Source organism: Mesorhizobium sp. M4B.F.Ca.ET.058.02.1.1, assembly GCF_003952505.1.
In the GTDB taxonomy this organism is placed as follows: Bacteria; Pseudomonadota; Alphaproteobacteria; order Rhizobiales; family Rhizobiaceae; genus Mesorhizobium.
Genome location: NZ_CP034450.1, coordinates 1,731,490 through 1,750,434 on the forward strand (window position 1 = coordinate 1,731,490; position 18,945 = coordinate 1,750,434).

Below are 18,945 nucleotides of genomic sequence, written 5' to 3' on the forward strand. Positions count from 1 at the left end.
CGATTGCACTGTCGAGAAAACGGGCGCGTCACGGCAACGTTCCGCCCCAGGGACCTCAGTCCCGGCAGCCGTGAGACTGAAGTCTCATCACCACGCGCAGAGGGCCGGAATGGTCGGTTTCAAGGAAACCGAAGCCTCGCCAACTCATTGGTAAGCGGACCACCGGACACGTCCCTTCTCGGCGGTCTCTGGGTGCCCGCCAATCATCGTTCCCGTGCTGGCGGGCACCCGCTCGCCTTCCTGTTCCTGGAACCCTGGCCCGCGCACTCGCGTGGAGTGACGAGCTTGTTAGTTGAGCCGGCGAAGGGAACGGAACCTCCTCAACAGCGTATGTTAGCTGTCGCCCAACCGGGCAAGCTGGCCAGAGTTTCCTGCAATGACCAAGGCATCGCTCCATCTTCTGAAAGGCGCAGGCTACCTGGTCTCCACGGCAAGCGTGATCCTGCTTGCGGTGGTGAGTTGGAAGAGCGCTTCGGAAAGCCCGCTGCTGGTCGCCTGCCTGCTTGGCGGCGCCGCGGCATCCATTGTCGGCATGTTCTGCCGCTGGCTTTCCTACGAGATCGAGAAACGCCGGGAAGGAAAATAGCATCCGTTGTCGGGCGCCGTCCGCAAAAAGCCCGCGCCACGGAGGGACCGATGGCGCGGGCCGGCCGATGTTTGCCCACCAGCCTGCGCGGGACGCCAAGCAGCGACGTCAGGCGCCAGACCTCAACCATTCGAAGCGGCTAATGTTCCATTTGCTCGATCGCTAGATCTGGCGACGTCGAGGCTATCGACGGCGCTCGTTTGCCGGCCAAGCGCCGCCCGGCGCTGGGTGAAATTTCTGGACCGCCCCTCACGATGCGCGTAACATCCCGTCAACGGCGATAACTGGCAAGGGCATCGCCGGCTGAGAGCGAGCATCGCGCTTCCGCCCCAATGGAGGAGGGAGCGTTGATCGAGCACAAGAAATCCACCAGCGGCATCGCCTATCCGGATGACCTCTGCCTGTTGAAAAGGGCCTACGACCAGATATGCCTCGAGAGGGATCTCCCGGCAGGCTCGCCCGCGGCGGAGCAATTGGCCATCCGCGCCATGGAGTTGTTTGCGCAAGGTATTTTTGAGGAAGAGGCCCTCTTGCAGGGGCTTAGGCAGCCCGCTTGAACGCTCGCTCACTTCACGGAACTGCGCCGACTGGCCATGCTCGGCCCTACCCGCTCGCAAGGACAGCCATGACCCCGCGATATCTCGACCACCTCCTGGAATGCCCCTATTGCCTGACGATCAAGCTGAGGATTCCGGCCGACGCGCAGCCGGACACGCGCATCGTCTGCGACGATTGCGGCGAGTTCCTCGGGCTGTGGGACGAGTTGCTGACGGACTTCGAAAGGCAGGGTGGCAACAACGGCGTCTTCCGTCTCGACAGGGGCCGCATCAGGCGCCTCGGCTGAAGCTGTCGCGATGCCCGGCTCCGCATAGGCCTTCATTCCTACAACCGCCGAGCCGCAGCGCGCGGAATGGAACGTTTCACGCAATTGCCAATTGGTGGACTCGCATGCCCTGCCGGGCGTTAGATTGGCGGCAGGCGAAGGAGGGCACGTCGCGAACAGGGAGGACGTAATCTATGGATTACGAATACGAGAAGATTCTACCCGACGAGCAGCCTTATGAAGTCATTACTTTTGCCAAAAAACACGGGTTGACGGTGCCGGCCGCGGATGCCGTCCTGTTCGCCAAGGGCCCGTCCCGGAAAGCGTGCGACGCCGCGGCATTGGCCTTCCTGTGCGCGGTGGCGCAATACGCCGACAGGCGATCGCGGCACTAACGCGCTCGCCGCATAGGGGCGTGGCGAAGACCTGTCTCGCCACGCAAAGCGCCGCTGCGACGGCCGTTATCTCAAGCCGAGAAAACTCAGTATCGCGATGACTATGACGATGGCTCCAACCAGCCAGATGATGTTGTTCATGACATTCTCCTTCACCCGAGATGGGTGCTGGAGGGACAACATAAGCGCCAGCTAAAGGTTCCGGTCTAAGGCGCGGCGGCGGCGGGGCGGTGCGTCGTTCGCAACAAAACGACTTCGCAATCGTTTCTCATTCGCCAGACACTCTGGCTACTCCAGACCTTCTCCCGCCGGCAGCGCCGGCGGGTCTTTTCGCAGCCTTTGGCCAGGATGCCATGCCGTCGACCTCGATCCGAAAGACGGACTACGATACCCAGAGGCGGATCCTGCGCGTGTGGTTCGTGGGCAGCGGCAAATGCTACGAGTTCGAGGACGTGCCGCCGGAGACTTTTGCCGGTTTCCGGGCCGCCTTCGCAAAGGGCCGATATTTCAACAGCTACATCCGCAACCGTTTCCGCTATCGCTTGGTGGCCGCCGCTGGCGCGCCGGCGGCCATGCCGCCAATTCCGGCCGCAGATCCTTCTTCAGGGAACGTTCGCCTCTCACGGCAGTTGAGCTTCCAGCGCGAAAACAATGTCGTCTCGCGCCCGACTTCAATCCGTAGGAGGAAATGATGAGAATGCACTTTTCCGCAGCCGCCGCAGGGCTGTTGCTGCTCGCCGGTATCGGTGCGGCCGCCGCCGACACCGTGGTTATTGCGCCGGAACAGGAAACGGTCATCCGGGAATATGTGAAGAAGCAGCCCCTGGCTTCGGTCAAGCTTCCCGGCGTGGAGCTCAACGTCGGCACGGCCCTGCCCGATACGGTCGAGCTTTATGAAGTGCCCGATGTGAAATACCGCTACACCGTGATCGACAACCGGACAGTCGTCGTCGATCCCGACACGCGCACGGTGATCAAGATTATCGAATAAGATCGACGTTCCGATTGAAGATCCGCCAGCCGACAAGGAGTGGCGGGTTTTCAACACGTCGAGGAGGCCGGGCCCACCTTCACTCTCGCCGGCGGCAAATATCCAACGATCCGCAAACGAACCAGAGTGTCCGACTTAGTCCCCTTAGAAAAGCGTCACGAAAACGATCGGTCCAAGGATCAGGCAAACACCCATTCCGATTGTAATGGCGATAGCCAGGCGTTCCGTTCGCCGGACAATCTCGGCCACCGCTTCGTCATCATCCGGGATGAGATCGAGGACTGAATTGTCCTTTGGCGCGGACGATTTGCGCCGGCTGACCGGACCTGTCGGTCTCCGCCGGCCAGGCGGACAATCGGATTCCGGCCGACGATAGCGCAGCCTGGTTTTCATGCGTCTGCTTCCAGCCGCTCATGCTCCGCTTTCTGGTGCCAGATCACCTGGCGGAGGTCGCGCATGTCGACAGGCTGGCCACATCTGGGACAGAGATAGAAATGGCATACCGGATATTCGTCCGGCGGGCTTCCGCGCCGGGTGCCGGTCAACGGCGGCCCGAGATCAGAAAGCTTCGTCATCCGCGCAGCTTCCTGGCTTGCCGCGCCAAGGTTTTCCGGTCATTGCCGTGCTCGCTTATCAACTCGCGGACCTCGTCCTGCGTGATGCGATGCTGCTTGGCAAAATACCTTACTTCGTAGTCGTCGTCGGCTGAGACGCGATCCCGGTCACGAAGGCCGCGGTTGCTCTTATCGTCGGCCATCTGGATTTCTCCCTGTCGAATGTCGCTAGTTTCACTCTGACTAATATAAGCCGCGAGCCGGACCCCGGTTCCATGCAAGGGCCCGGAAGACGCCGGCTTTTGCTGCGCCGGCGGCAGACCGCCTTCACGAGCGAAGATGCAGATGGACTCAGCGAGAGGAGGTGTCATACCGCCCATCGAAAAGGGCGGCCCAGCGGACTCGGGGGCGGGGCCGCTGAGCCTGACCAACGGCGTTTTTTTCGAGGGGGGTTAGCCGTTGGCTTGGCTACGCATTATAGCCCATTTTATTAGCATTAGCTAAATTTACCCTGCGGTCGGCAAAAGCTTTCCAATCGCGCAAGCAACCTTCGCGGCGCATAAAAACCCGCCGGCCGGAGCCGGCGGGTTGACCGCCCTCGAGGTCGCGTTCAGTGGAGTCGTCTCGACCATTCGTCGATCTGCCGCTGGGCTTCTTCCCTGGCAATGCCGTAGCGCTCCTGGATGCGCCCGAGAAGCTGATCGCGATTGCCTTCGATGCGGTCGAGGTCATCATCGGTGAGGTCGCCCCATTGCTCCTGGGCCTTGCCTCTGACCTGCATCCATTTTCCCTTGATCTGATCCCAGTTCATGACTGTCTCCTTTGCTCTCCAAAGGAAATGGCGCGGGCGCGACAATGTTCCCGATGCGCAAACGCCGGGTCATGACAGGCAGCGCAGCGGCACCATCAATGTGATGGAGGCCGTCCCGCGTTCCGATAGTCTACCGGCTGGCGCAGCGCAGAATTGCAACCGGGAGGACCGGCGATGCCTCATCTTCACATGAAGGGGGTCGATGTCGTCGTCGATCTCCTCGACGCGGCCGAGGATACAGGCTCAGCGAGCAGGAGCTGAAGACGCTTCTTTTGGAAGCTTCTGAAGCGGGATGTTCCCGCCGACGTCGCGAACCAGGACCTGTGCCCCGGGAGTTGATTCTGTCGACGCGCGACGGCGCGCACTGGCCATCGCCCCTGCGATGCGGAAACGCCACGGGGTAGGACGGAATTGTCAGGCTCACAGGCGCCGCCGATAGCGGCGCAGCGTGGTTGTTCAGCCCTTGCCGGCCTTCGACTTAGCGGCCTTCGGCTTGGCGGCGGCAGGCTTTGCCGTCTTGGCGGCGGCGGCTTTAGCTGGCTTGGCGGCACCCTTCTTCGGCGCGGCCTTCGCTTTCGGCTTGGCGGCCTCGCCATCGATCTCGGCCGTGGCTTGGTCCCAATGCTGAATATCCGAGCCTTCGGGCCTGCCTGCCTGTTCCCAGATCGCGTGTGCCCGCTGGCGGATGCGTTCCTGCCTGTCGTCCGTCACTGTCGCCTCCGTGGTTGTCCAAATTCCGGGAAAACATTAGCCGAAATTTCGGCGGACGTCTTGGGTGGCGAGTGGGCAACCGGGACTTGCGGCGGGTTTATTGCGCCAACACCGCCACGCCCAGCAGCGCCGCCTTCTTGGTGATCAGGCCGGCGAGATCGGCATCCGATCGCTCGGTGCCGGTGCGCCGGCGCAATTCGTCGATCGCATCCTTCATCGAGATCAAGCCGGCGCCCCGCTCGGCCAACAGCTTGTCGCAACACGCCGCCACATTGGCGGAGTTGGGGGTCTCGACATGCGGTAACATGGAAGTCGTCCTTTCCCACCCCTGAACCCTTCGCCCGCCGCCTCCGCGGAGGCGGCGGTGTCGTCATGCGTCAGCCGGCGATCCGGCCGTCAATTGAGGACCTCGACGACCCTGCGCGTGCTGGGATCGACCAGCACGGTGCGGCCGTCGACGACCACGTAACGATATTGGACGTCGGGCACCTCGCGCAATTCGACCGTGTCCGGCAGAGTCGAGCCAACATTGAGCTCGAGGCCGAGAAGGTTGATCGAAGCAAGCGGGTGCTTGTGGACGTATTCGCGGACGACGGTGCGCTGCTCGGGCGTCACGATTATCTGGTCCGCGACCGCCGCGCCGATGCCGGCAATCATGGCCAGACCAGCGACAGCAGGAATGAGGGTAATTTTCATCTCTGCCTCCTGTTGGTTTGTTTGTGAGCGTCGCCCCGCCTCCGCGGCATGCGGAAGCATTGAAGAGTTCGAAATGGCGGGCTCTCCGAAGCAAAACGCTGCCGCAAGGCTGTTGTTCCGCCAGCGGGCACGAATTGATCCACGCCGGAACCCTGCCGCCCTGCCCCGCATTGAAGGCGAATAGTCAATCCAAGCGGAGGCGCCAATGATTGAAGACATGCCATTCGACCCGCCGATCGCCATCGCCGTTGGTGCCGGCTTCAGGCGCGACATCGCTTCGTTGGCGCAGATGCAGAACTTCCTCAAGGAATGGCCGCTGGCCGCGGGCGACACGCTCCACGCCAAGGCGCTCAGCGCCTGCGAGGCGGCACGAGCCGGAGATGCGACCCCGGCGCAGACACGGCGCGCCTTCATGGCTTTCGCCAAGGCTGCCGGCATCGGCTGGACGGGCATCGACCCGGTGACGACGCTGCGCCGGGCCAAGGTCAGGACGATGCGCGCGGCGCGCGCCGGCCGCGAGCGTCACCCGCGCTGACAAGGGCTCCACCCTATTGCTTCGGCTGCTGCGGCGGCAACTCGCCGGGCCTGATTATCGGCGTGTTGCCTTGCTCGGGCGCCGGCTGGGCCATGCCCTGGTCGCCGCTCGGCGGCGGCTGCAGCACGCCGCCGCAAGGCTTGAGCTTGCCGGTCAGGCCACCGCCGGTGTCGGCGGCCGGCTTCTGGTCGGTAGTGCCCGGTATTTGCGGCTCGGCCTGGCAGGGGCCGGCGGGCACCTGCGTCTGGTCGTTGTCGTCCTGCGCGGCCGCCGGACCGGCCAGCGCCATGACCAGAAGCGCGCATGGCGCAAAGGCGAAAGGTCTCATGGTCTGGCTCCTTTCCTTGTCCGGGAAAGAACGCCGGCGCCGATTGGTTCCGTGGCGCGCTGCCGGCGCCCCCTCCGGCGCGGCTTCGCGGGAACCGGCGGCCAGGGCCGCGAGTTCAAATCCTGGAGAGTTTCAATGGCGAGCCACAGGAGGCAGTCATGGGACCGCGCAAGAAACCGAGCGACGAGGTCGAGCCGTCAACGGCCGACGACAAGGCCCAGGTGCCAAACGACGAGGTAGAGGTGCCCTCGCCCAGCCAGCAGGATTGGGACGCGATCAAGGGCGCCAGGATCCTGCCGGACGGCGGCCTACCGCAAGAGGAAGTGCCGGGAACCACCGGCATCGAGAAGGAGGGCGCCCTGCCGGAAGAGGACGATGACAATCCCTACCAGGAGAGCGACGAGGCGTTGCCAGACGATGCCGAGGAAGCGGCCATCGCGCGCGATCCGGCAAGACGCGGTGGACCTTTCGACGAGGTATGAGGCCGCGCCTGACAGACGCGCGCCTCCACCCGCGCGGGCGGGGTGCGGATATGCTGGAATGATGGCTTGACGCCGCGCGGCCGGCGGCACTCAGTTCGGCGCGCTGTCGCCCACCGTCTCGGCGACGAAGGAGGCCGCGATCAGGTCGTCGGCGTCGATGCGTAGGGAGCCATCGGCGCCCCCCATGATGGCCACGACCTTCTGGAAGGTCTTCATCTCATGTTCGGTGATGCTGGCGATCCGCATCCTGGCCCTGAGGTCGGCGACACGCATCCCCAATGCCGGGGACGTTCCGATTTCGCGTTTCGACATGGTGAATATGCTCCCTACCCCGCCCGGTCCTTTTTGCCGCCCGCCCGATTCGCCGCCGCCAGTCTGCCCATTAATGAGGCAGCACGAAGTCAGACGCGGCAACGCGTGGCGCGATGGAAGGTTCCTGCCTGGGATGGTCACGAAATAATACCGGGGCGGCTCGCCCTCCGCCCCGGCAAGTACCGGCTGTCTTTGCGGTCACTGGATGATCTTCACGACCTTGCGGGTGCCCGGATCGACAAGCACGGTCTGGTTGTCGACGACAACGTAACGGTACTTCACGTTGGGAACTTCGCGCAGTTCGACCGTGTCGGGAAGTGCCGTGCCGACATTGAGTTCAACGCCGGGAAGCGTCACCGAGGCCAAAGGCTGCTTGTGCACATACTCGCGGATGATGGTCTCCTGCTGGGGCTCGATGATGACGTCCTGGGCGGACGCGGCACCCATGCCGGCGAGCAGCAGCAAGCCCGCGGCGGCCGTCTTAAAATGCAGTCTCATGATCTTCTCCTGTCTTGACCGGCGACCTCTTCCGCCACGCGAATGATGCCGTTCGCAGCCGGGCCACCTCGGTCGTTAACGTCACCGCATAGGGCTTGTTCCGGCAATTTTTCGACTTTGAACCGAGGCGATTTGCTTCGGAACAAAGGCTGCGAGTCGAGGTTAACCGAACGAAGGGACAACACTTCGAGGAGAGTTTCCATGAGACATATTCTGATCACCAGCATGCTCGCGCTCGGTGTCGGCTGCGGCGCCGCGATGGCCCAGGCACAGGCGCCGGCCGAGGTCCAGCCTGGCGGTGACGCCAGCTGCGCGGCCGGCGCTGCCGACTGCCAGAAGGGCGGCAAGGCGGGTGAGCAGGCCCAGGGCAAGGCCAAGATGAAGACCGATGATCAGGCGCAGGGCAAGGCCGGCGCCACCACCGAGGAGCAGGCCCAGGGCAAGCCGAAGGTGAAGACCGACGAGCAGGCGCAGGGCAAGGCTGGCGCCACCACCGAGGAGCAGGCCCAGGGCAAGCCGAAGGTGAAGACCGACGAGCAGGCGCAGGGCAAGGCCGGCACAACGACCGAGCAGAAGGCCCAGGGCACAAGTGGCACGACGACTGAGCAGAACGCCCAGGGCACGACCTCGACCCAGACCGACCAGGGCTCGACCGCATCGATCACCAATGTGACCGTCGAGCAGAAGACCGAGATCACCAATGTGATCCGCGAGACGAAAATCTCGCCGGTCGCGAGCGTCGATTTCGACATCTCCGTCGGCGTCGAGGTGCCGCGGCACAAGGTGCGACTGCACCGCCTGCCGCCGCGCATCGTCAAGATCGTTCCGGCCTACGAAACCTATGAATATTTCGTGCTGGCCGATGGCAGGATCGTCATCGTCGATCCGGACACGCTGAAGATCGTCATCATCCTGACCTGACGTTCACGAGCGTCACCAGGCCCGCCGCGCCGCATGGCATGGCGGGCCTCTCTCGTTCGCGATCCAAAACAAACCGGAAAAAGGCCGCGGCCGGCGCGACGTTAATCCGACGGCAATCCTTTCATATTAGCGTGGCCGCATATTCCGGGGATTGCTGAGGGGTCAGCGGCCGATGGCGATGGTATCACGTGGCGCGGCTGGCGCGTTGAAAGCAGACGTGCCGGCAAGCCGGGGCACGGCGGGCCTCGCCGAGGCGATCGGCCGGATGGCGCAGCTGATCGAGCATTCGCGGGAGCGGATCCGGCTGCTCGAGGCGGTGATCGAGAATTTCCCCGGCGGCGTCTCGCTGTTCGACCAGGATCTCAACATGGTCATCTGCAACCAGCGGCAGCGGACCCTGCTCGACTATCCGGACGAGCTCTTCGCCAATGGCTATCCGTCGATGGAGATGCTGTTTCGCTTCAACGCCGAGCGTGGCGAGTACGGGCCGGGCGAAGTCGAACTGCACGTCGCGCGCCGGCTGGCGCTGGTCAGGCAGCGCGAGGCGCATGTCTATGAACGGACCCGCCCTAACGGAACCGTCGTCGAGGTGCGCGGCATGCCGATCGAGGGCGGCGGCTTCGTCACCACTTATTTCGACGTCACAGAGCAGCGCCGCGACCAGGCGACGATCGCCCACATGGCGCATCACGACGCGCTGACCGACCTGCCCAACCGCATGCTGTTTTCCGATCGGCTGCAGAGCGCGGTGGCGCTTGCCAGGCGCGGCGCGCTGATGGCCGTGCATTATCTCGACCTCGACAAGTTCAAGCCGGTCAATGACGGCTTCGGCCACAAGGCCGGCGACAGGCTGCTGATCGACGCGGCCACCCGGTTGCGCGGCGCGGTGCGCGACCACGACACGGTGGCGCGGCTCGGCGGCGACGAATTCGCCATCGTCCAGACAGGCATTGCCGCAAAGGGCGACGCGGCAGCGCTTGCCTCGCGCATCATCGATCGCTTCCGGGAACCCTTCACGGTGGCCGGCAAGCCGCACGTCCTCGGGCTCAGCGTCGGCATCGCGCTAGGGCCTGGCGATGGCGTGAGCTCCGACGAGCTGCTGCAGAAGGCCGATATGGCGCTCTACCGCAGCAAGTCCGGCGGACGCGGGAAATTCCACTTCTTCGAGGCTTGAAAAGCGGGGCGCGTTTCGACGGCAAAACAGGCTTCCCCAAACATTCGCAAATGCTAATATGGCTGTGCGCGGGGACAACACCCAATCTTCGCGTGGGAGCGTCGGCGGAGTCTCCATAGAGCTGCCTCGGCCGGCGCTCCGTCTCGCGTGCCGCCTCGCAGGCACGATCTCGTCGGGAGAAACAACGGCCGCGGCGGAGACGCTTCCGCACGCCCCCCGACCGCAATGGGAGGAAATCATGTCGCATTACGTCATACTCGTGAACTTCACCGAGCAGGGCGCCAAATCCATCAAGGATACGGTGAAACGGGCGGAGGCATTCAAGGCGATGGCCGCCGACAGCGGAGTGAAGGTGAACTCGCTACTGTGGACGCTCGGCCAGCACGACGTGGTGGCGACCGTCGAAGCCAATGACGACATAGCCGCCACCGCCCTCAGCCTCTCCGTGGCATCGCTCGGCAATGTGCGCACCCAGACGCTGAAGGCCTTCGACGCCGCCGACATGGCGAAGATCCTCGGCAAGATGGCCGTCTGACGGCAAGCAGCCCGGCGCGAGGCGTCACGCCGGGCATGCCCGAGCCCCGGAGCTGCCGGCTCGCGTCAACCGCCGGTGGAAGAGGTCAAGACAACTCTTGCATGCAACACCGCAAGGCCCTAAGTCCTAAGACGTAGGTCGCAGATCACAAGCCGAAAGGCAGATGAGAGCGCGGCACTGGTGCCAACTTGCGACCATGCGTGAAAGGTGCAACGCTCTAATAGGGTAGAGACATGGGCGGGCATTCCGGGCGTTGCAGTCCGGAGCGTTCGATCGGGCAAATGTATTTTCCGCAGTTCCTTGTGGGAATGTCGGTCACGCTTCTCGTGGTCCTTGGATGGACCTACGCGGAGACGGGATCGCTTTGGCAATCGCTGGGCTGGGCCTTCGTCGCCGCTTTGCTGCTGCAGGTGGGCTATTTCGTCGCCGTGCTGGCGATCATCTACGGCCGCGGCTCTTCAGTCGCCAAGACCAGCGACAGTTCGCTTCCGGCCAAGATGCCTGGCCCCTTCAAGCGCGATGGCATCCTCTTCAGCCTGCTGTCGCGGCTGCTCTAGGCGCCCGGCGATTGGCGCGAGCCGAGGCGACAGCCAATCCCCCTTGTGAGGGAGATTGGCAACTCCGCCGTTGGCGTCAGTTCCTCAGCGAGGCGCCGACTGCAGGCCTGAGGCGGCCGGCACCGGTTCGGATGAGAACACCACCACGGCGAAAATCAGAATCGCGGCGGCGACGATCAGCGAGCCGCCGGCCACCACCGGCTCCAGTGCCGGATTGCCGTGCAGCAACAGGTAGAGCGCGGGCATCATGATCACCAGGCCGAGCGTGTAGAGGCCGTAGTGGATCATGGCGATGCGGCGGGCCGCCTTGGCCGGATTGAGCGCGTAATAGCCGCCGAACAGCGCCGACGTAACCCAGCCGAGAAGGTTGATGTGGGCGTGCGCGGGAAACGCGCCATGGTCGCCCGAGATGGCCATTTCCAGGCCGGCAACGACGCCCAGCATGAGAAACACGATGGCGGTCTTGAAGAAGAGTTCCGAAACCCGTGGCATGTTGTTGTCCTCCCAATGCCTTTTGATCCCCTATACGCTGGAGACTACATTGGGAGAGAAAGATTTGCCATGCCGAACATGGGCTTAGCGGTGGTTTTCCCCGTTGCGATGAATGGAAGCGAATAGCGAACAGGGAGTAGCGAATAAGGACGAGCGAGTAGTGAGTAGCCAGCAGTGAATGGTCGGTGCCGCGGTATGCAGCACCCCCATTTGCTATTGCTACTCCCTACTCACTCTTCCCTACTTACTCATTCCGTCGTTTCCGTTTCCTCTTCGGCCGGATCGGAGGTCGTGTCATCGGTCGTCGCCGCGGCGGCGTCCTGCTCCGCCAGCTTGGCAGCTACCTGGTCGATCTTGTCGTCGAGCACGCCCGTGGCCCACTCTGTGACCTCGTCGTCGACCGGCTTGTTGGCCATCTCGGCAAGCGCCGCGTCGAGCGATGGGACTTCGGCAGCGGCTTCGTCGGCCGCGGTCTGGGCCGCGGCGGCTGCCGCTTCGGCCTCAGAGATGGCAGTCTCCTGATCGGCGATCTGCCCTTCCAGATCGGCGATCTGCGCGGCCTTGGCCGCCTCCTCCTCGGGCGTTGCCGGCGTCAGCGCATTCGCCTCGGCGAGCTGCTCGTTGAGGTCGGCGAGTGCGGCCTGGGCGTCGATGACCGCCTGATTGGCGGCTTCGACCGCGGCCTGGGCGTTCTGGGCATTCGCGGATGCCATCACATAGGCCTGCACTGCGGCGAAGTTCTTGCTCTTGGAGTTCATGTAGGCGTTGATGTTGCGCTGCAGCGAGTTCAGCCGGCCGAGCTTGGCGTGGAGGTTCTTCTCCTTGGGCGTGGCGGCGACCTCGACGTCATCGACGGCGGCCTGCGTCTTCTTGCCTGACTTGGCCGATGCCGACTTGCCATGCGTGCTCTTGCCGTGCGTGCCGGAATTGCCGTGCGTGCCGCTCTTGCCGGAATTGCCGCCGCCACTATTGCCGTGGCTGCCGCCACTGTTGCCATGGCCGCCGCCGTTGCCGCCGCCATTGCCGTTGCCGGCCAGCGCCGGAGAGGCCAGGAGCGCGAATGCGGCCACCGCCGCCAATAGGGTTTTTCGGGTTGTCATAGTACCTCCTCGGGGATTCGCCACCTCGCCTACCCGCTATAGCAGTGTCGTATGCAAATTTGCTAATTCGAAGAAGTAAACTTTAGACAAATATAGTAGCGATGCGCGACCAACGCGCCGAGCGGAACGGGTAAGATATTGAAACCAAAGAGGATTATGGCGAACCAATAGCGACTGCACCCTTTGGACCGCAGAAGCCCTATACTGATCAGACCTTGGTCCTAACTGATCATGGGACGCAGTTACGCCAGCAACATCTTGCAGAACACCAAGTGAAACCTTTTGGCGGCAAGATGCTCAGCTTGCAACCAAAGGTACAGTGACTGTCGTTGCGTAATTGATCGGATACTGGTCGAAATACGGGAACTCGATGACGAAGGCGTAGCTGGCGGTCAGGTGCGCCATCTTGAAGCCGCCGCTGGCGGGATCGGTCGCTATCGTCACGACGACGTTCTTCAAGCCCAGCGCCAGCAGTTTCTGGGTGGCGATCGCCTGGATCTGGCTCTGCGAGAGCGTGTTGTTGAGCTGCAAGGCGCGGGCCGACGTTTCCAGCGTGTAGCGGACGGTCGACGTGGCATTGAACGACCAGCCGAACGCGAAGATCCCGAACAGCAGCATCACCAGGAACGGCGCGATCAGCGCGAACTCCAGCCCGGCGCCGCCGGACCGGTCGCCGAGCCATCTGGCGATCCGTTCAGCGGACACGGATCACCTCCTGATGGGTCATCACGCGCGGATCCGGAAAGATGCCGAAATTGAACGGCGGCACCCAGGTGCCCGTCGCCGTGATCTGGATGAAGGCATTCGGCAGCTTGGTTCCGCCGCAGATCGTGGTCTCATCCACCACCGTGGTGCCGCACTTGTAGGATCTGACAAGCACGACCGCGGCATCTTCGGGCTTGTTGTCCCAGCTCGAAAACGCGACCGCCTGCGTTCCCGCGTCATTGGTCGCGCCGGCCATCACCAGATTGGCCGCGGTTTTGACACCGGCGCGCATCTGCAGGTAGCTCGTCACGTAGGACCAGCCGTCGGCGATGCCGAGGCAGACGAGGCACAGGATGGGCAGCACCATGGCAAATTCCACGGCGGCTATCCCGGTCTTGTCCCGGAAGATGCGTGCGACCCGCTCACCCATCCGGCTACTCGACGAGCTGAACGGACTGCGCCGCCGGAATGTCCTTCATTCCGTAGCTGGTGCAGTCCTGCTTGATGGTCGTGCTGCCGGACCACTGGATGGTGTCGGCGACGACCTGGGTGCAGCCGCCGTTCCCGGAGAAATTGCCGAGGTAGTTGACCTGCTGCCTGGGGAAATAGATGGCGCCGGTCAAAAGCGAGTCCGCCGTGCCGTTGAACGTGCTCTGCGCCGCGGTCCCCGTCCTGTCGCCGTAGAACAGCACGCCGGAATAGGTGCCGGAGGTCGGCGCGCTCAGGTTCACCGTGGCGTTGCCGTTCATGCTGACGGTGTTGCTGCCGGACATGAAGATGGTCACGCCGGTGCAGGGTGCGGCGCAGGTGATGACCGCGTTGGCGTTGATCTTGAAACCGCCCTGCACGACATAGACACCGGAAGAAAGCGCGACATTGCCCTTGAGGTCCATGCCGCTGCAGTAGGTGCCGGCCTGGAGCGTTTGCGACGTCTTGTTGCCGTTGACATTCCTGCACGGGTTGGTGGCCGCGGGCGTCGGCAGGCTGGCGTAAGGATCGGCGGCAGGCAAGGCCTTGGTGACGTTGGAGCTGCAGGTCGTGGTCGCCGGATTGTTCAGCACCATGCCACCGACGGTGACAAGGCAGTCGGCCTTGAGCGCGGCCGATCCCTGCGTCCTGATGGCGTCCGCAGCAACCGAATTCGACATGATGACGCAGCCGGTGAGGTTGACGCTGGTGTTGCCGGAGAAGAGCGCCGCCTGCGGGGCCGACTGATTGAGCGCCTGGACGCAGGCCTTCGAGGCGTCGGTGATCAGCGCTACCGCCCTCGCCCGCTGCGGAACCGGGCTGCTGTTGAAGATGGCCGTGAAATAGCGATCGAGCTGCTGGTTGACGATGACCTCGACCGCCTTCTTCGCGGTGTTGGGGCCTGAAGACGGCGGCGTGTTGACCTGGATCGTGCCAGCAAAGCCGTTGGTGGTTGCCGAGGTGGTGGAGGCGGCGACGATGGTCGGGTTGTCCGAACCGGCGACCTTTTCCAACGCGCCCGCATAGGCCGCGGCATCGGCCACCGCCTGCAGCTTCAGGCTGCTGTAGTACCAGAGCGAGGTCTCGACACCGAGGCCGGCGCCGCCAACGACCACCGGCAAGGCGAAGGCGAAGATGACGGCGACGTTGCCGCCCGCGCCTCTGCGTCCCAGCAGGCGGTGAAAGTGATCCATGAAGAAACGGGCGCGCAATGCCATGCCACCATATGAGCAGGCATGCATAAACGAATGCCTAAGATTTTCGCTCGACTTGTCGCGGGCGCGCTTGAAGGGCCGATTTTTCAAAGACTTGCCGCAAATGGCGCGTCTTTGATATAGCGGCTTATGGCGCCCTGAGGATATCGGCGCCCGGCTGCTCGTCGAACAGCACGGAACAGCCGCGTTCCAGCGCCACGGCCGACAACTCGTTCGCCACCATCTCGTCCGGCGAAATGAAATCCCCGGTCAGCACGCGCAATTCCTCCACTGCCCGTGCCATCGAAACCAGGCGTCCGGCGGCACGGCCGGTGACGCAGGCATTGACGATATAGACGAGGTCTGAAATCTCGAAGTGGCCCATGTCAGGCCTCCCGCAAACGGCGTCCCTATCCGTCAACAACGCCGCCGGCCAGACGATGTTCCGGTCTTCGGCATCGTACCTCGTAATGCTGCACTGCGCTGCGACGTCCCCCAAAGTGGCAAAAAAACGAGATTCCGACAAGATTGCGCATCCTCGCCGTTGGCCGCGACGAATGCCCTCGCCGGGCCCTCGGCGCCGCTTGACAACAGACCCTGTTTGTTCTCTTTTTGTTCGACAAAAAATTCCTTAAAACAGGCCCTGCTAATGCTGCAACGCCGCAAGGTGAACGGGATGGCGCAGGGCGCAGAAGCCACCATCCTGCATGCCGATCTCGACGCCTTCTATGCCTCGGTCGAGCAATTGCTCGACCCCTCGCTCAGGGGCAAGCCGATCGCCGTCGGCGGTGGCGTGGTGCTGGCCGCCTCCTATGAAGCGAAGGCCTTCGGCGTGCGCGGCGGCATGCCCGGCCGCAAGGCACGCGAGCTTTGCCCTGAACTCATCTTCGTCGGCGGCCACTTCAGCGAGTACCAGCGCCTCGGCGACGCGGCGATCAAGGTGCTCGACGATTTCACGCCGCTGGTCGAGCGGATATCGATCGACGAGGCCTTCGCCGACGTCGCCGGCTGCACGCATCTGTTCGGGCCGCCCGACGAGATCGCCCATGCCATCCGCCGCCGCGTGAAGGCTGAGCTCGGCCTGCCGATCTCGATCGGCGTGGCGCGCACCAAGCATCTGGCCAAGATCGCCTCGCAAGTCGCAAAACCCGACGGGCTTGTCGTGGTCGAGCCCGGCACCGAGCTCGCATTCCTGCACGACCTGCCGGTCACGCTGATGTGGGGTGTCGGCCCGGCGACCAGGGCGCGGCTGGCCGACATTGGCGTCGAGACCATCGGCCAGCTCGCTCGCACCCATGGCGGCGCGCTGAAACGCCTGCTGGGCCCGGCCGCCGGCGAAAAGCTCGCAGCGCTTGCCTGGAACCGCGACCCGCGCCGGCTGGAAACGCACCGCCGCGCGCACTCCGCCGGCGCGCAGTCGGCGCTTGGGCGCAAGCCGGCGCTGCCGCGCGTCTTCGTGCCGACGCTGCTGCATCTCGCCGACCGCGTCGCCAGCCGCCTGCGCGCCAAGGCGCGGCCCGGCCGCACCGTAACGGTGCGCGTGCGCTTCGCCGACATGCGCGCCGTCAGCCGCTCGGTGACGCTGGAGCAGCCGATCCAGGCCACCGCGATGCTGGCCGAGATCGCCGAGGAACTGGTGCGCGGCGTGCTCGCCGCCAATGCGCAGGAGCGGGAGATTTCGCTGCTTGCCATCTCTGTCTCGCATCTGGAGGAAAGTGCCGAGCTGCAGCTCGAACTGCCGCTCGGCCTCGCCGACGAGAAGCTCAGGCCCGGCAGCCGCAAGGGCCTCGCCCGCTTCGGCGCCGACCGCGCCATCGACAAGATCCGCCAGCGTTTTGGGCGGGAGGCGGTCGGCTACGGCACGGTGGCGCTGGAAGCAGCACGCTCGGTGCCGGATGCGTTCAGGGAGCTGGCCGAGAAGGAGCTGTAGTTGGCCGATCGCCAACCCTACCGGCGACCGGTGCTCCAGTAGCGGTGGACCCTGACGCCGCCGGCGCTTCCGCCGCGCCATGGCTCGCAGGCGATCCCGTCACGGTCGGCATCATGTGTCGGCCAGTAGCCGGGTGGCCCGCGACGCCAATCTCCCCGTCGGGGAGATGGCCGGCGGGACAGAGGGGGCTCGGCGGCGGGTGGCGCCCTGCGAGGACTCCCTCTCCGTCTGCTTCGCGGCCACCTCCCCCGCCATTTGGCGGGGAGAGGCGGGGCGTCGTCGCCGTCACCGCTGCGCTCTCTCGGGCGACATGCCCTACTGATTGATCTCGGGCTCGACGAGTTTTGCCAGGTTGCGGAGCGACTCCTGCCAGCCGAGATAGCAGGCTTCGACCGGGATGGCGTCCGGAATGCCTGCCTGCGTGATGTCGAGGTCGGTGCCGCACGATACTTGCTTCAGGATCACGGTGACCTGGATCTCGCCCGGCAAGTTGGGGTCGTCGAACCTGTCGGTGTAGCGCAGGCGCTCGCCCGGGACGAGTTCGAGATATTCGCCGCCGAAGGCGTGGCTGCCGCCCGTGGTGAAGTTGCGGAAGGACATTTTGAACGTGCCGCCGACCTTTGCCTCGAAACTATGCACCGTGCAGGTGAAGCCGTTCGGCGGAAGCCATTTCGCGAGCGCGTCCGCTTCGACGAATGCGCGGTAGACCTTCTCCGGCTTGGTCGCCAGAACGCGGTGCAAACGTACGGTGCTTGGCATATCGTATGTCCTCTCTGATTTGCTGATCGATGCCCCAAGGACGTACGGGGGCCTGGCCAGTCCGACACGGGCTGTCAAATTTCTTGAAGCCCTGCCCTCTCCCGCTCCCTGCCCTGCTCAGCGAAGCATGTGAGGCGAATGCTTTCAACCCATCGCCTGGCGGATGGATTTGGAGAACCGCGCGAGGAAGGCCGGCCGCGACGCGGCGTCGAGCTTCCAGGACAGCACGGCGAGCGCCATCCTTCCGGGCAGCATGCCGACGGACAGGAACCAGGCGGCAAGCATGGCGCGACGCCTGAGCGAGGCCGTCATCTCGAGGCTGGCGACGGCGCCGTGCGCGGCAAGCGCCAGTTTGGAATCATTGGCGACCGGGTGCCGGTCGGGGTCGGCGCAGAGCGAGGCGAGCCGCTCCTCCAGATGAAGCGTATCATGCAGGACGGTCTCGGCCGGCTCGACCGCCAGGCCGACGCCCGAGACCTGGCCCGACAGCGCCGCCATGCGGTGGAAATCATGCGCCACCCGCCACCGCGCCCGCTCGGCAAGCTTTTCGCCGAAGACGGAATGGTTGGCGCCGTGGATACGGTAGGCGCCGACGCATTCCTCGATCGACTGCACCTGCCCGTAGAGCGGCGCCAGCGTCGCCAGATAGCCATCGGCGCCCTGGCGGAAATCGGCTTCGGGGATCGGCATGATGGTGTCCAGCGTCGAGCGTTCGAAGGCGAGTCCGCTGGTCACCGTCGTCTGGTAGCGCCCCTTGTGCAGCAGCTTCGGCACCACGTCGCCATCGTCGAAGGGAAGTTCCGGCGGCGGGAAGACATCCTTGACGCGCTGTGCTTCGTCGACGATGTGCAGCCGCGACTGCACCTGCGCGGTCGCCGGATCCCAGGCGTCGACGATCCTGGAGACGGCGTCCGGGTAGAGATAGTCGTCGGCGTCGAGGAACAGCACGATCCTGCCTGAGCTTGCCGCGAAGCCGGTGTTGAAGGCGGCGGCATGGCCGCCATTCCTTGGCCGCAGGCAGGCGCGGATGCTGTCGCCATAGGATTCTATGACCGCCGCCGAACCGTCGCTCGATCTGTCGTCGACGACGATGACCTCGACGTCGTCATGGTCCTGGCCGAGCGCGCTGTCGACGCTGCGTTCGAGGAAGCGCGCGTAATTGTAGTTCGGGATGATGATGGACACCGGAATCCGGCTGGGCATCGGATGCATCGCGTTGGACCTCGCATTTGCTTTGGTTTCGGCGGAACCCGCAGGAATAAGCCTTAAGCCCGCGAGTTTCCCTGGGGCAAGACTTGCGCTTGCCTCGGGTGGACGGGTTGCGTTGCGACGTCAGCTGAGCGGCCGCGATTGCCTTCGAGGGTCATCCGCCGCAGGCATTCGGCGCGC

At 64.2% G+C, this 18,945-nt stretch carries 31 protein-coding genes; 13 read left to right on the forward strand and 18 right to left on the reverse strand.

The window, feature by feature from the left end; translation table 11 throughout:
* Positions 1-376: 376 nt before the first annotated feature.
* From EJ073_RS08815 to EJ073_RS08840, 6 genes are all read left to right on the forward strand, one after another.
* The gene (locus EJ073_RS08815; protein ID WP_126055374.1) at positions 377-586 is read left to right on the forward strand and encodes a hypothetical protein; all 210 of its coding nucleotides are present in this window, start codon (positions 377-379) and stop codon (positions 584-586) included.
* Between the two features lie 347 nt (positions 587-933).
* On the forward strand, positions 934-1,143 hold the full coding sequence (locus EJ073_RS08820) for a hypothetical protein (protein ID WP_126055375.1): 210 nt from the start codon (positions 934-936) through the stop codon (positions 1,141-1,143).
* A 68-nt stretch (positions 1,144-1,211) separates the two neighbouring features.
* Positions 1,212-1,430 carry a hypothetical protein gene (locus tag EJ073_RS08825; protein WP_126055376.1) on the forward strand — a complete coding sequence of 73 codons (219 nt, stop codon included), beginning with the start codon at positions 1,212-1,214 and terminating at the stop codon, positions 1,428-1,430.
* Positions 1,431-1,603: 173 nt separating this feature from the next.
* On the forward strand, positions 1,604-1,804 hold the full coding sequence (locus EJ073_RS08830) for a hypothetical protein (protein ID WP_126055377.1): 201 nt from the start codon (positions 1,604-1,606) through the stop codon (positions 1,802-1,804).
* Positions 1,805-2,157: 353 nt separating this feature from the next.
* On the forward strand, positions 2,158-2,496 hold the full coding sequence (locus EJ073_RS08835; protein ID WP_126055378.1) for a KTSC domain-containing protein: 339 nt from the start codon (positions 2,158-2,160) through the stop codon (positions 2,494-2,496).
* Positions 2,496-2,795, forward strand: coding sequence for a DUF1236 domain-containing protein (locus EJ073_RS08840; protein ID WP_126055379.1), 300 nt, complete (start codon positions 2,496-2,498; stop codon positions 2,793-2,795). Before EJ073_RS08835 ends, EJ073_RS08840 begins: the two co-directional genes overlap by 1 nt.
* Positions 2,796-2,939: 144 nt before the next feature.
* Here the strand turns inward: EJ073_RS08840 and EJ073_RS08845 are convergent, their stop codons facing one another.
* From EJ073_RS08845 to EJ073_RS08875, 7 genes are all read right to left on the reverse strand, one after another.
* On the reverse strand, positions 2,940-3,188 hold the full coding sequence (locus EJ073_RS08845) for a hypothetical protein (protein ID WP_126055380.1): 249 nt from the start codon (positions 3,186-3,188) through the stop codon (positions 2,940-2,942).
* On the reverse strand, positions 3,185-3,370 hold the full coding sequence (locus EJ073_RS08850; RefSeq protein WP_126055381.1) for a hypothetical protein: 186 nt from the start codon (positions 3,368-3,370) through the stop codon (positions 3,185-3,187). The genes EJ073_RS08845 and EJ073_RS08850 overlap by 4 nt, the downstream gene beginning before the upstream one ends.
* Positions 3,367-3,552 carry a DUF3606 domain-containing protein gene (locus EJ073_RS08855; RefSeq protein ID WP_126055382.1) on the reverse strand — a complete coding sequence of 62 codons (186 nt, stop codon included), beginning with the start codon at positions 3,550-3,552 and terminating at the stop codon, positions 3,367-3,369. The genes EJ073_RS08850 and EJ073_RS08855 overlap by 4 nt, the downstream gene beginning before the upstream one ends.
* Before the next feature lie 407 nt (positions 3,553-3,959).
* On the reverse strand, positions 3,960-4,160 hold the full coding sequence (locus tag EJ073_RS08860; RefSeq protein ID WP_126055383.1) for a CsbD family protein: 201 nt from the start codon (positions 4,158-4,160) through the stop codon (positions 3,960-3,962).
* Positions 4,161-4,616: 456 nt separating this feature from the next.
* Positions 4,617-4,871 (reverse strand): DUF2934 domain-containing protein, encoded by a 255-nt coding sequence (locus EJ073_RS08865; protein ID WP_126055384.1) that lies wholly within the window; start codon positions 4,869-4,871, stop codon positions 4,617-4,619.
* Positions 4,872-4,968: 97 nt separating this feature from the next.
* Positions 4,969-5,178, reverse strand: a complete 210-nt coding sequence (locus EJ073_RS08870; protein WP_126055385.1) for a hypothetical protein — start codon at positions 5,176-5,178, stop codon at positions 4,969-4,971.
* Between the two features lie 89 nt (positions 5,179-5,267).
* Positions 5,268-5,567, reverse strand: a complete 300-nt coding sequence (locus EJ073_RS08875; RefSeq protein ID WP_126055386.1) for a DUF1236 domain-containing protein — start codon at positions 5,565-5,567, stop codon at positions 5,268-5,270.
* A 205-nt stretch (positions 5,568-5,772) separates the two neighbouring features.
* On the opposite strand from EJ073_RS08875, the gene EJ073_RS08880 reads away from it, so the two are divergent.
* Positions 5,773-6,102, forward strand: a complete 330-nt coding sequence (locus EJ073_RS08880; RefSeq protein ID WP_245455512.1) for a DUF982 domain-containing protein — start codon at positions 5,773-5,775, stop codon at positions 6,100-6,102.
* Positions 6,103-6,115: 13 nt separating this feature from the next.
* Here EJ073_RS08880 and EJ073_RS08885 read toward each other — a convergent pair whose 3' ends face one another.
* The gene (locus EJ073_RS08885) at positions 6,116-6,430 is read right to left on the reverse strand and encodes a hypothetical protein (RefSeq protein ID WP_126055387.1); all 315 of its coding nucleotides are present in this window, start codon (positions 6,428-6,430) and stop codon (positions 6,116-6,118) included.
* Positions 6,431-6,588: 158 nt separating this feature from the next.
* On the opposite strand from EJ073_RS08885, the gene EJ073_RS08890 reads away from it, so the two are divergent.
* Positions 6,589-6,912 carry a hypothetical protein gene (locus EJ073_RS08890; RefSeq protein WP_126055388.1) on the forward strand — a complete coding sequence of 108 codons (324 nt, stop codon included), beginning with the start codon at positions 6,589-6,591 and terminating at the stop codon, positions 6,910-6,912.
* Between the two features lie 90 nt (positions 6,913-7,002).
* Here the strand turns inward: EJ073_RS08890 and EJ073_RS08895 are convergent, their stop codons facing one another.
* Both EJ073_RS08895 and EJ073_RS08900 read right to left on the reverse strand, forming a co-directional pair.
* Entirely contained in the window at positions 7,003-7,224 is a 222-nt protein-coding gene (locus EJ073_RS08895; protein ID WP_126055389.1) for a hypothetical protein, read from the reverse strand.
* Between the two features lie 198 nt (positions 7,225-7,422).
* Entirely contained in the window at positions 7,423-7,722 is a 300-nt protein-coding gene (locus EJ073_RS08900) for a DUF1236 domain-containing protein (RefSeq protein ID WP_126055390.1), read from the reverse strand.
* Between the two features lie 201 nt (positions 7,723-7,923).
* Between EJ073_RS08900 and EJ073_RS08905 the strand changes: the two genes are divergently transcribed.
* The 4 genes from EJ073_RS08905 (at position 7,924) to EJ073_RS08920 (ending at position 10,909) form a co-directional block, all read left to right on the forward strand.
* Positions 7,924-8,643, forward strand: a complete 720-nt coding sequence (locus EJ073_RS08905; RefSeq protein WP_126055391.1) for a DUF1236 domain-containing protein — start codon at positions 7,924-7,926, stop codon at positions 8,641-8,643.
* A gap of 172 nt (positions 8,644-8,815) precedes the next feature.
* Positions 8,816-9,817 carry a diguanylate cyclase gene (locus EJ073_RS08910; RefSeq protein WP_126055392.1) on the forward strand — a complete coding sequence of 334 codons (1,002 nt, stop codon included), beginning with the start codon at positions 8,816-8,818 and terminating at the stop codon, positions 9,815-9,817.
* Positions 9,818-10,055: 238 nt separating this feature from the next.
* Entirely contained in the window at positions 10,056-10,352 is a 297-nt protein-coding gene (locus tag EJ073_RS08915) for a GYD domain-containing protein (RefSeq protein ID WP_126055393.1), read from the forward strand.
* A 281-nt stretch (positions 10,353-10,633) separates the two neighbouring features.
* Positions 10,634-10,909, forward strand: a complete 276-nt coding sequence (locus EJ073_RS08920) for a hypothetical protein (RefSeq protein ID WP_126055394.1) — start codon at positions 10,634-10,636, stop codon at positions 10,907-10,909.
* 84 nt (positions 10,910-10,993) lie between these two features.
* On the opposite strand, the gene EJ073_RS08925 is transcribed toward EJ073_RS08920, so the two are convergent.
* The 6 genes from EJ073_RS08925 to EJ073_RS08950 all read right to left on the reverse strand — a co-directional run bounded on the left by EJ073_RS08925 (position 10,994) and on the right by EJ073_RS08950 (position 15,252).
* Positions 10,994-11,401, reverse strand: coding sequence for a hypothetical protein (locus EJ073_RS08925; protein ID WP_126055395.1), 408 nt, complete (start codon positions 11,399-11,401; stop codon positions 10,994-10,996).
* A gap of 248 nt (positions 11,402-11,649) precedes the next feature.
* Complete coding sequence (locus EJ073_RS08930; RefSeq protein ID WP_245455513.1) at positions 11,650-12,501, reverse strand: hypothetical protein; 852 nt, start codon at positions 12,499-12,501, stop codon at positions 11,650-11,652.
* A 297-nt stretch (positions 12,502-12,798) separates the two neighbouring features.
* A complete protein-coding gene (locus EJ073_RS08935; protein ID WP_126055396.1) occupies positions 12,799-13,206 on the reverse strand; it encodes a TadE/TadG family type IV pilus assembly protein in 408 nt (135 codons plus the stop codon).
* Positions 13,196-13,636, reverse strand: a complete 441-nt coding sequence (locus EJ073_RS08940; RefSeq protein WP_126055397.1) for a TadE/TadG family type IV pilus assembly protein — start codon at positions 13,634-13,636, stop codon at positions 13,196-13,198. Before EJ073_RS08940 ends, EJ073_RS08935 begins: the two co-directional genes overlap by 11 nt.
* A gap of 4 nt (positions 13,637-13,640) precedes the next feature.
* A complete protein-coding gene (locus EJ073_RS08945) occupies positions 13,641-14,867 on the reverse strand; it encodes a pilus assembly protein TadG-related protein (RefSeq protein ID WP_126059139.1) in 1,227 nt (408 codons plus the stop codon).
* 148 nt (positions 14,868-15,015) lie between these two features.
* Positions 15,016-15,252, reverse strand: coding sequence for a hypothetical protein (locus EJ073_RS08950; protein WP_126055398.1), 237 nt, complete (start codon positions 15,250-15,252; stop codon positions 15,016-15,018).
* A 291-nt stretch (positions 15,253-15,543) separates the two neighbouring features.
* On the opposite strand from EJ073_RS08950, the gene dinB reads away from it, so the two are divergent.
* A complete protein-coding gene (gene dinB / locus EJ073_RS08955; RefSeq protein ID WP_126055399.1) occupies positions 15,544-16,797 on the forward strand; it encodes a DNA polymerase IV in 1,254 nt (417 codons plus the stop codon).
* A 315-nt stretch (positions 16,798-17,112) separates the two neighbouring features.
* On the opposite strand, the gene EJ073_RS08965 is transcribed toward dinB, so the two are convergent.
* Positions 17,113-17,556, reverse strand: a complete 444-nt coding sequence (locus tag EJ073_RS08965; protein ID WP_126055400.1) for an SRPBCC family protein — start codon at positions 17,554-17,556, stop codon at positions 17,113-17,115.
* Between the two features lie 144 nt (positions 17,557-17,700).
* Entirely contained in the window at positions 17,701-18,768 is a 1,068-nt protein-coding gene (locus EJ073_RS08970; RefSeq protein ID WP_126055401.1) for a glycosyltransferase, read from the reverse strand.
* Positions 18,769-18,945 lie beyond the last annotated feature (177 nt).

Coding starts and splice junctions, on each gene's coding strand:
- EJ073_RS08925 (WP_126055395.1), bottom strand. CDS start 11,401: ATGCCACGGGTTTCGGAACTCTTCTTCAAGACCGCCATCGTGTTTCTC.
- EJ073_RS08910 (WP_126055392.1), top strand. CDS start 8,816: ATGGCGATGGTATCACGTGGCGCGGCTGGCGCGTTGAAAGCAGACGTG.
- EJ073_RS08930 (WP_245455513.1), bottom strand. CDS start 12,501: ATGACAACCCGAAAAACCCTATTGGCGGCGGTGGCCGCATTCGCGCTC.
- EJ073_RS08915 (WP_126055393.1), top strand. CDS start 10,056: ATGTCGCATTACGTCATACTCGTGAACTTCACCGAGCAGGGCGCCAAA.
- EJ073_RS08950 (WP_126055398.1), bottom strand. CDS start 15,252: ATGGGCCACTTCGAGATTTCAGACCTCGTCTATATCGTCAATGCCTGC.
- EJ073_RS08870 (WP_126055385.1), bottom strand. CDS start 5,178: ATGTTACCGCATGTCGAGACCCCCAACTCCGCCAATGTGGCGGCGTGT.
- EJ073_RS08890 (WP_126055388.1), top strand. CDS start 6,589: ATGGGACCGCGCAAGAAACCGAGCGACGAGGTCGAGCCGTCAACGGCC.
- EJ073_RS08855 (WP_126055382.1), bottom strand. CDS start 3,552: ATGGCCGACGATAAGAGCAACCGCGGCCTTCGTGACCGGGATCGCGTC.
- EJ073_RS08970 (WP_126055401.1), bottom strand. CDS start 18,768: ATGCATCCGATGCCCAGCCGGATTCCGGTGTCCATCATCATCCCGAAC.
- EJ073_RS08920 (WP_126055394.1), top strand. CDS start 10,634: ATGTATTTTCCGCAGTTCCTTGTGGGAATGTCGGTCACGCTTCTCGTG.
- EJ073_RS08880 (WP_245455512.1), top strand. CDS start 5,773: ATGATTGAAGACATGCCATTCGACCCGCCGATCGCCATCGCCGTTGGT.
- EJ073_RS08825 (WP_126055376.1), top strand. CDS start 1,212: ATGACCCCGCGATATCTCGACCACCTCCTGGAATGCCCCTATTGCCTG.
- EJ073_RS08835 (WP_126055378.1), top strand. CDS start 2,158: ATGCCGTCGACCTCGATCCGAAAGACGGACTACGATACCCAGAGGCGG.
- EJ073_RS08830 (WP_126055377.1), top strand. CDS start 1,604: ATGGATTACGAATACGAGAAGATTCTACCCGACGAGCAGCCTTATGAA.
- EJ073_RS08905 (WP_126055391.1), top strand. CDS start 7,924: ATGAGACATATTCTGATCACCAGCATGCTCGCGCTCGGTGTCGGCTGC.
- EJ073_RS08885 (WP_126055387.1), bottom strand. CDS start 6,430: ATGAGACCTTTCGCCTTTGCGCCATGCGCGCTTCTGGTCATGGCGCTG.
- EJ073_RS08875 (WP_126055386.1), bottom strand. CDS start 5,567: ATGAAAATTACCCTCATTCCTGCTGTCGCTGGTCTGGCCATGATTGCC.
- EJ073_RS08815 (WP_126055374.1), top strand. CDS start 377: ATGACCAAGGCATCGCTCCATCTTCTGAAAGGCGCAGGCTACCTGGTC.
- EJ073_RS08840 (WP_126055379.1), top strand. CDS start 2,496: ATGAGAATGCACTTTTCCGCAGCCGCCGCAGGGCTGTTGCTGCTCGCC.
- EJ073_RS08945 (WP_126059139.1), bottom strand. CDS start 14,867: ATGGATCACTTTCACCGCCTGCTGGGACGCAGAGGCGCGGGCGGCAAC.
- EJ073_RS08895 (WP_126055389.1), bottom strand. CDS start 7,224: ATGTCGAAACGCGAAATCGGAACGTCCCCGGCATTGGGGATGCGTGTC.
- EJ073_RS08850 (WP_126055381.1), bottom strand. CDS start 3,370: ATGACGAAGCTTTCTGATCTCGGGCCGCCGTTGACCGGCACCCGGCGC.
- EJ073_RS08860 (WP_126055383.1), bottom strand. CDS start 4,160: ATGAACTGGGATCAGATCAAGGGAAAATGGATGCAGGTCAGAGGCAAG.
- EJ073_RS08965 (WP_126055400.1), bottom strand. CDS start 17,556: ATGCCAAGCACCGTACGTTTGCACCGCGTTCTGGCGACCAAGCCGGAG.
- dinB (WP_126055399.1), top strand. CDS start 15,544: ATGGCGCAGGGCGCAGAAGCCACCATCCTGCATGCCGATCTCGACGCC.
- EJ073_RS08900 (WP_126055390.1), bottom strand. CDS start 7,722: ATGAGACTGCATTTTAAGACGGCCGCCGCGGGCTTGCTGCTGCTCGCC.
- EJ073_RS08940 (WP_126055397.1), bottom strand. CDS start 13,636: ATGGGTGAGCGGGTCGCACGCATCTTCCGGGACAAGACCGGGATAGCC.
- EJ073_RS08845 (WP_126055380.1), bottom strand. CDS start 3,188: ATGAAAACCAGGCTGCGCTATCGTCGGCCGGAATCCGATTGTCCGCCT.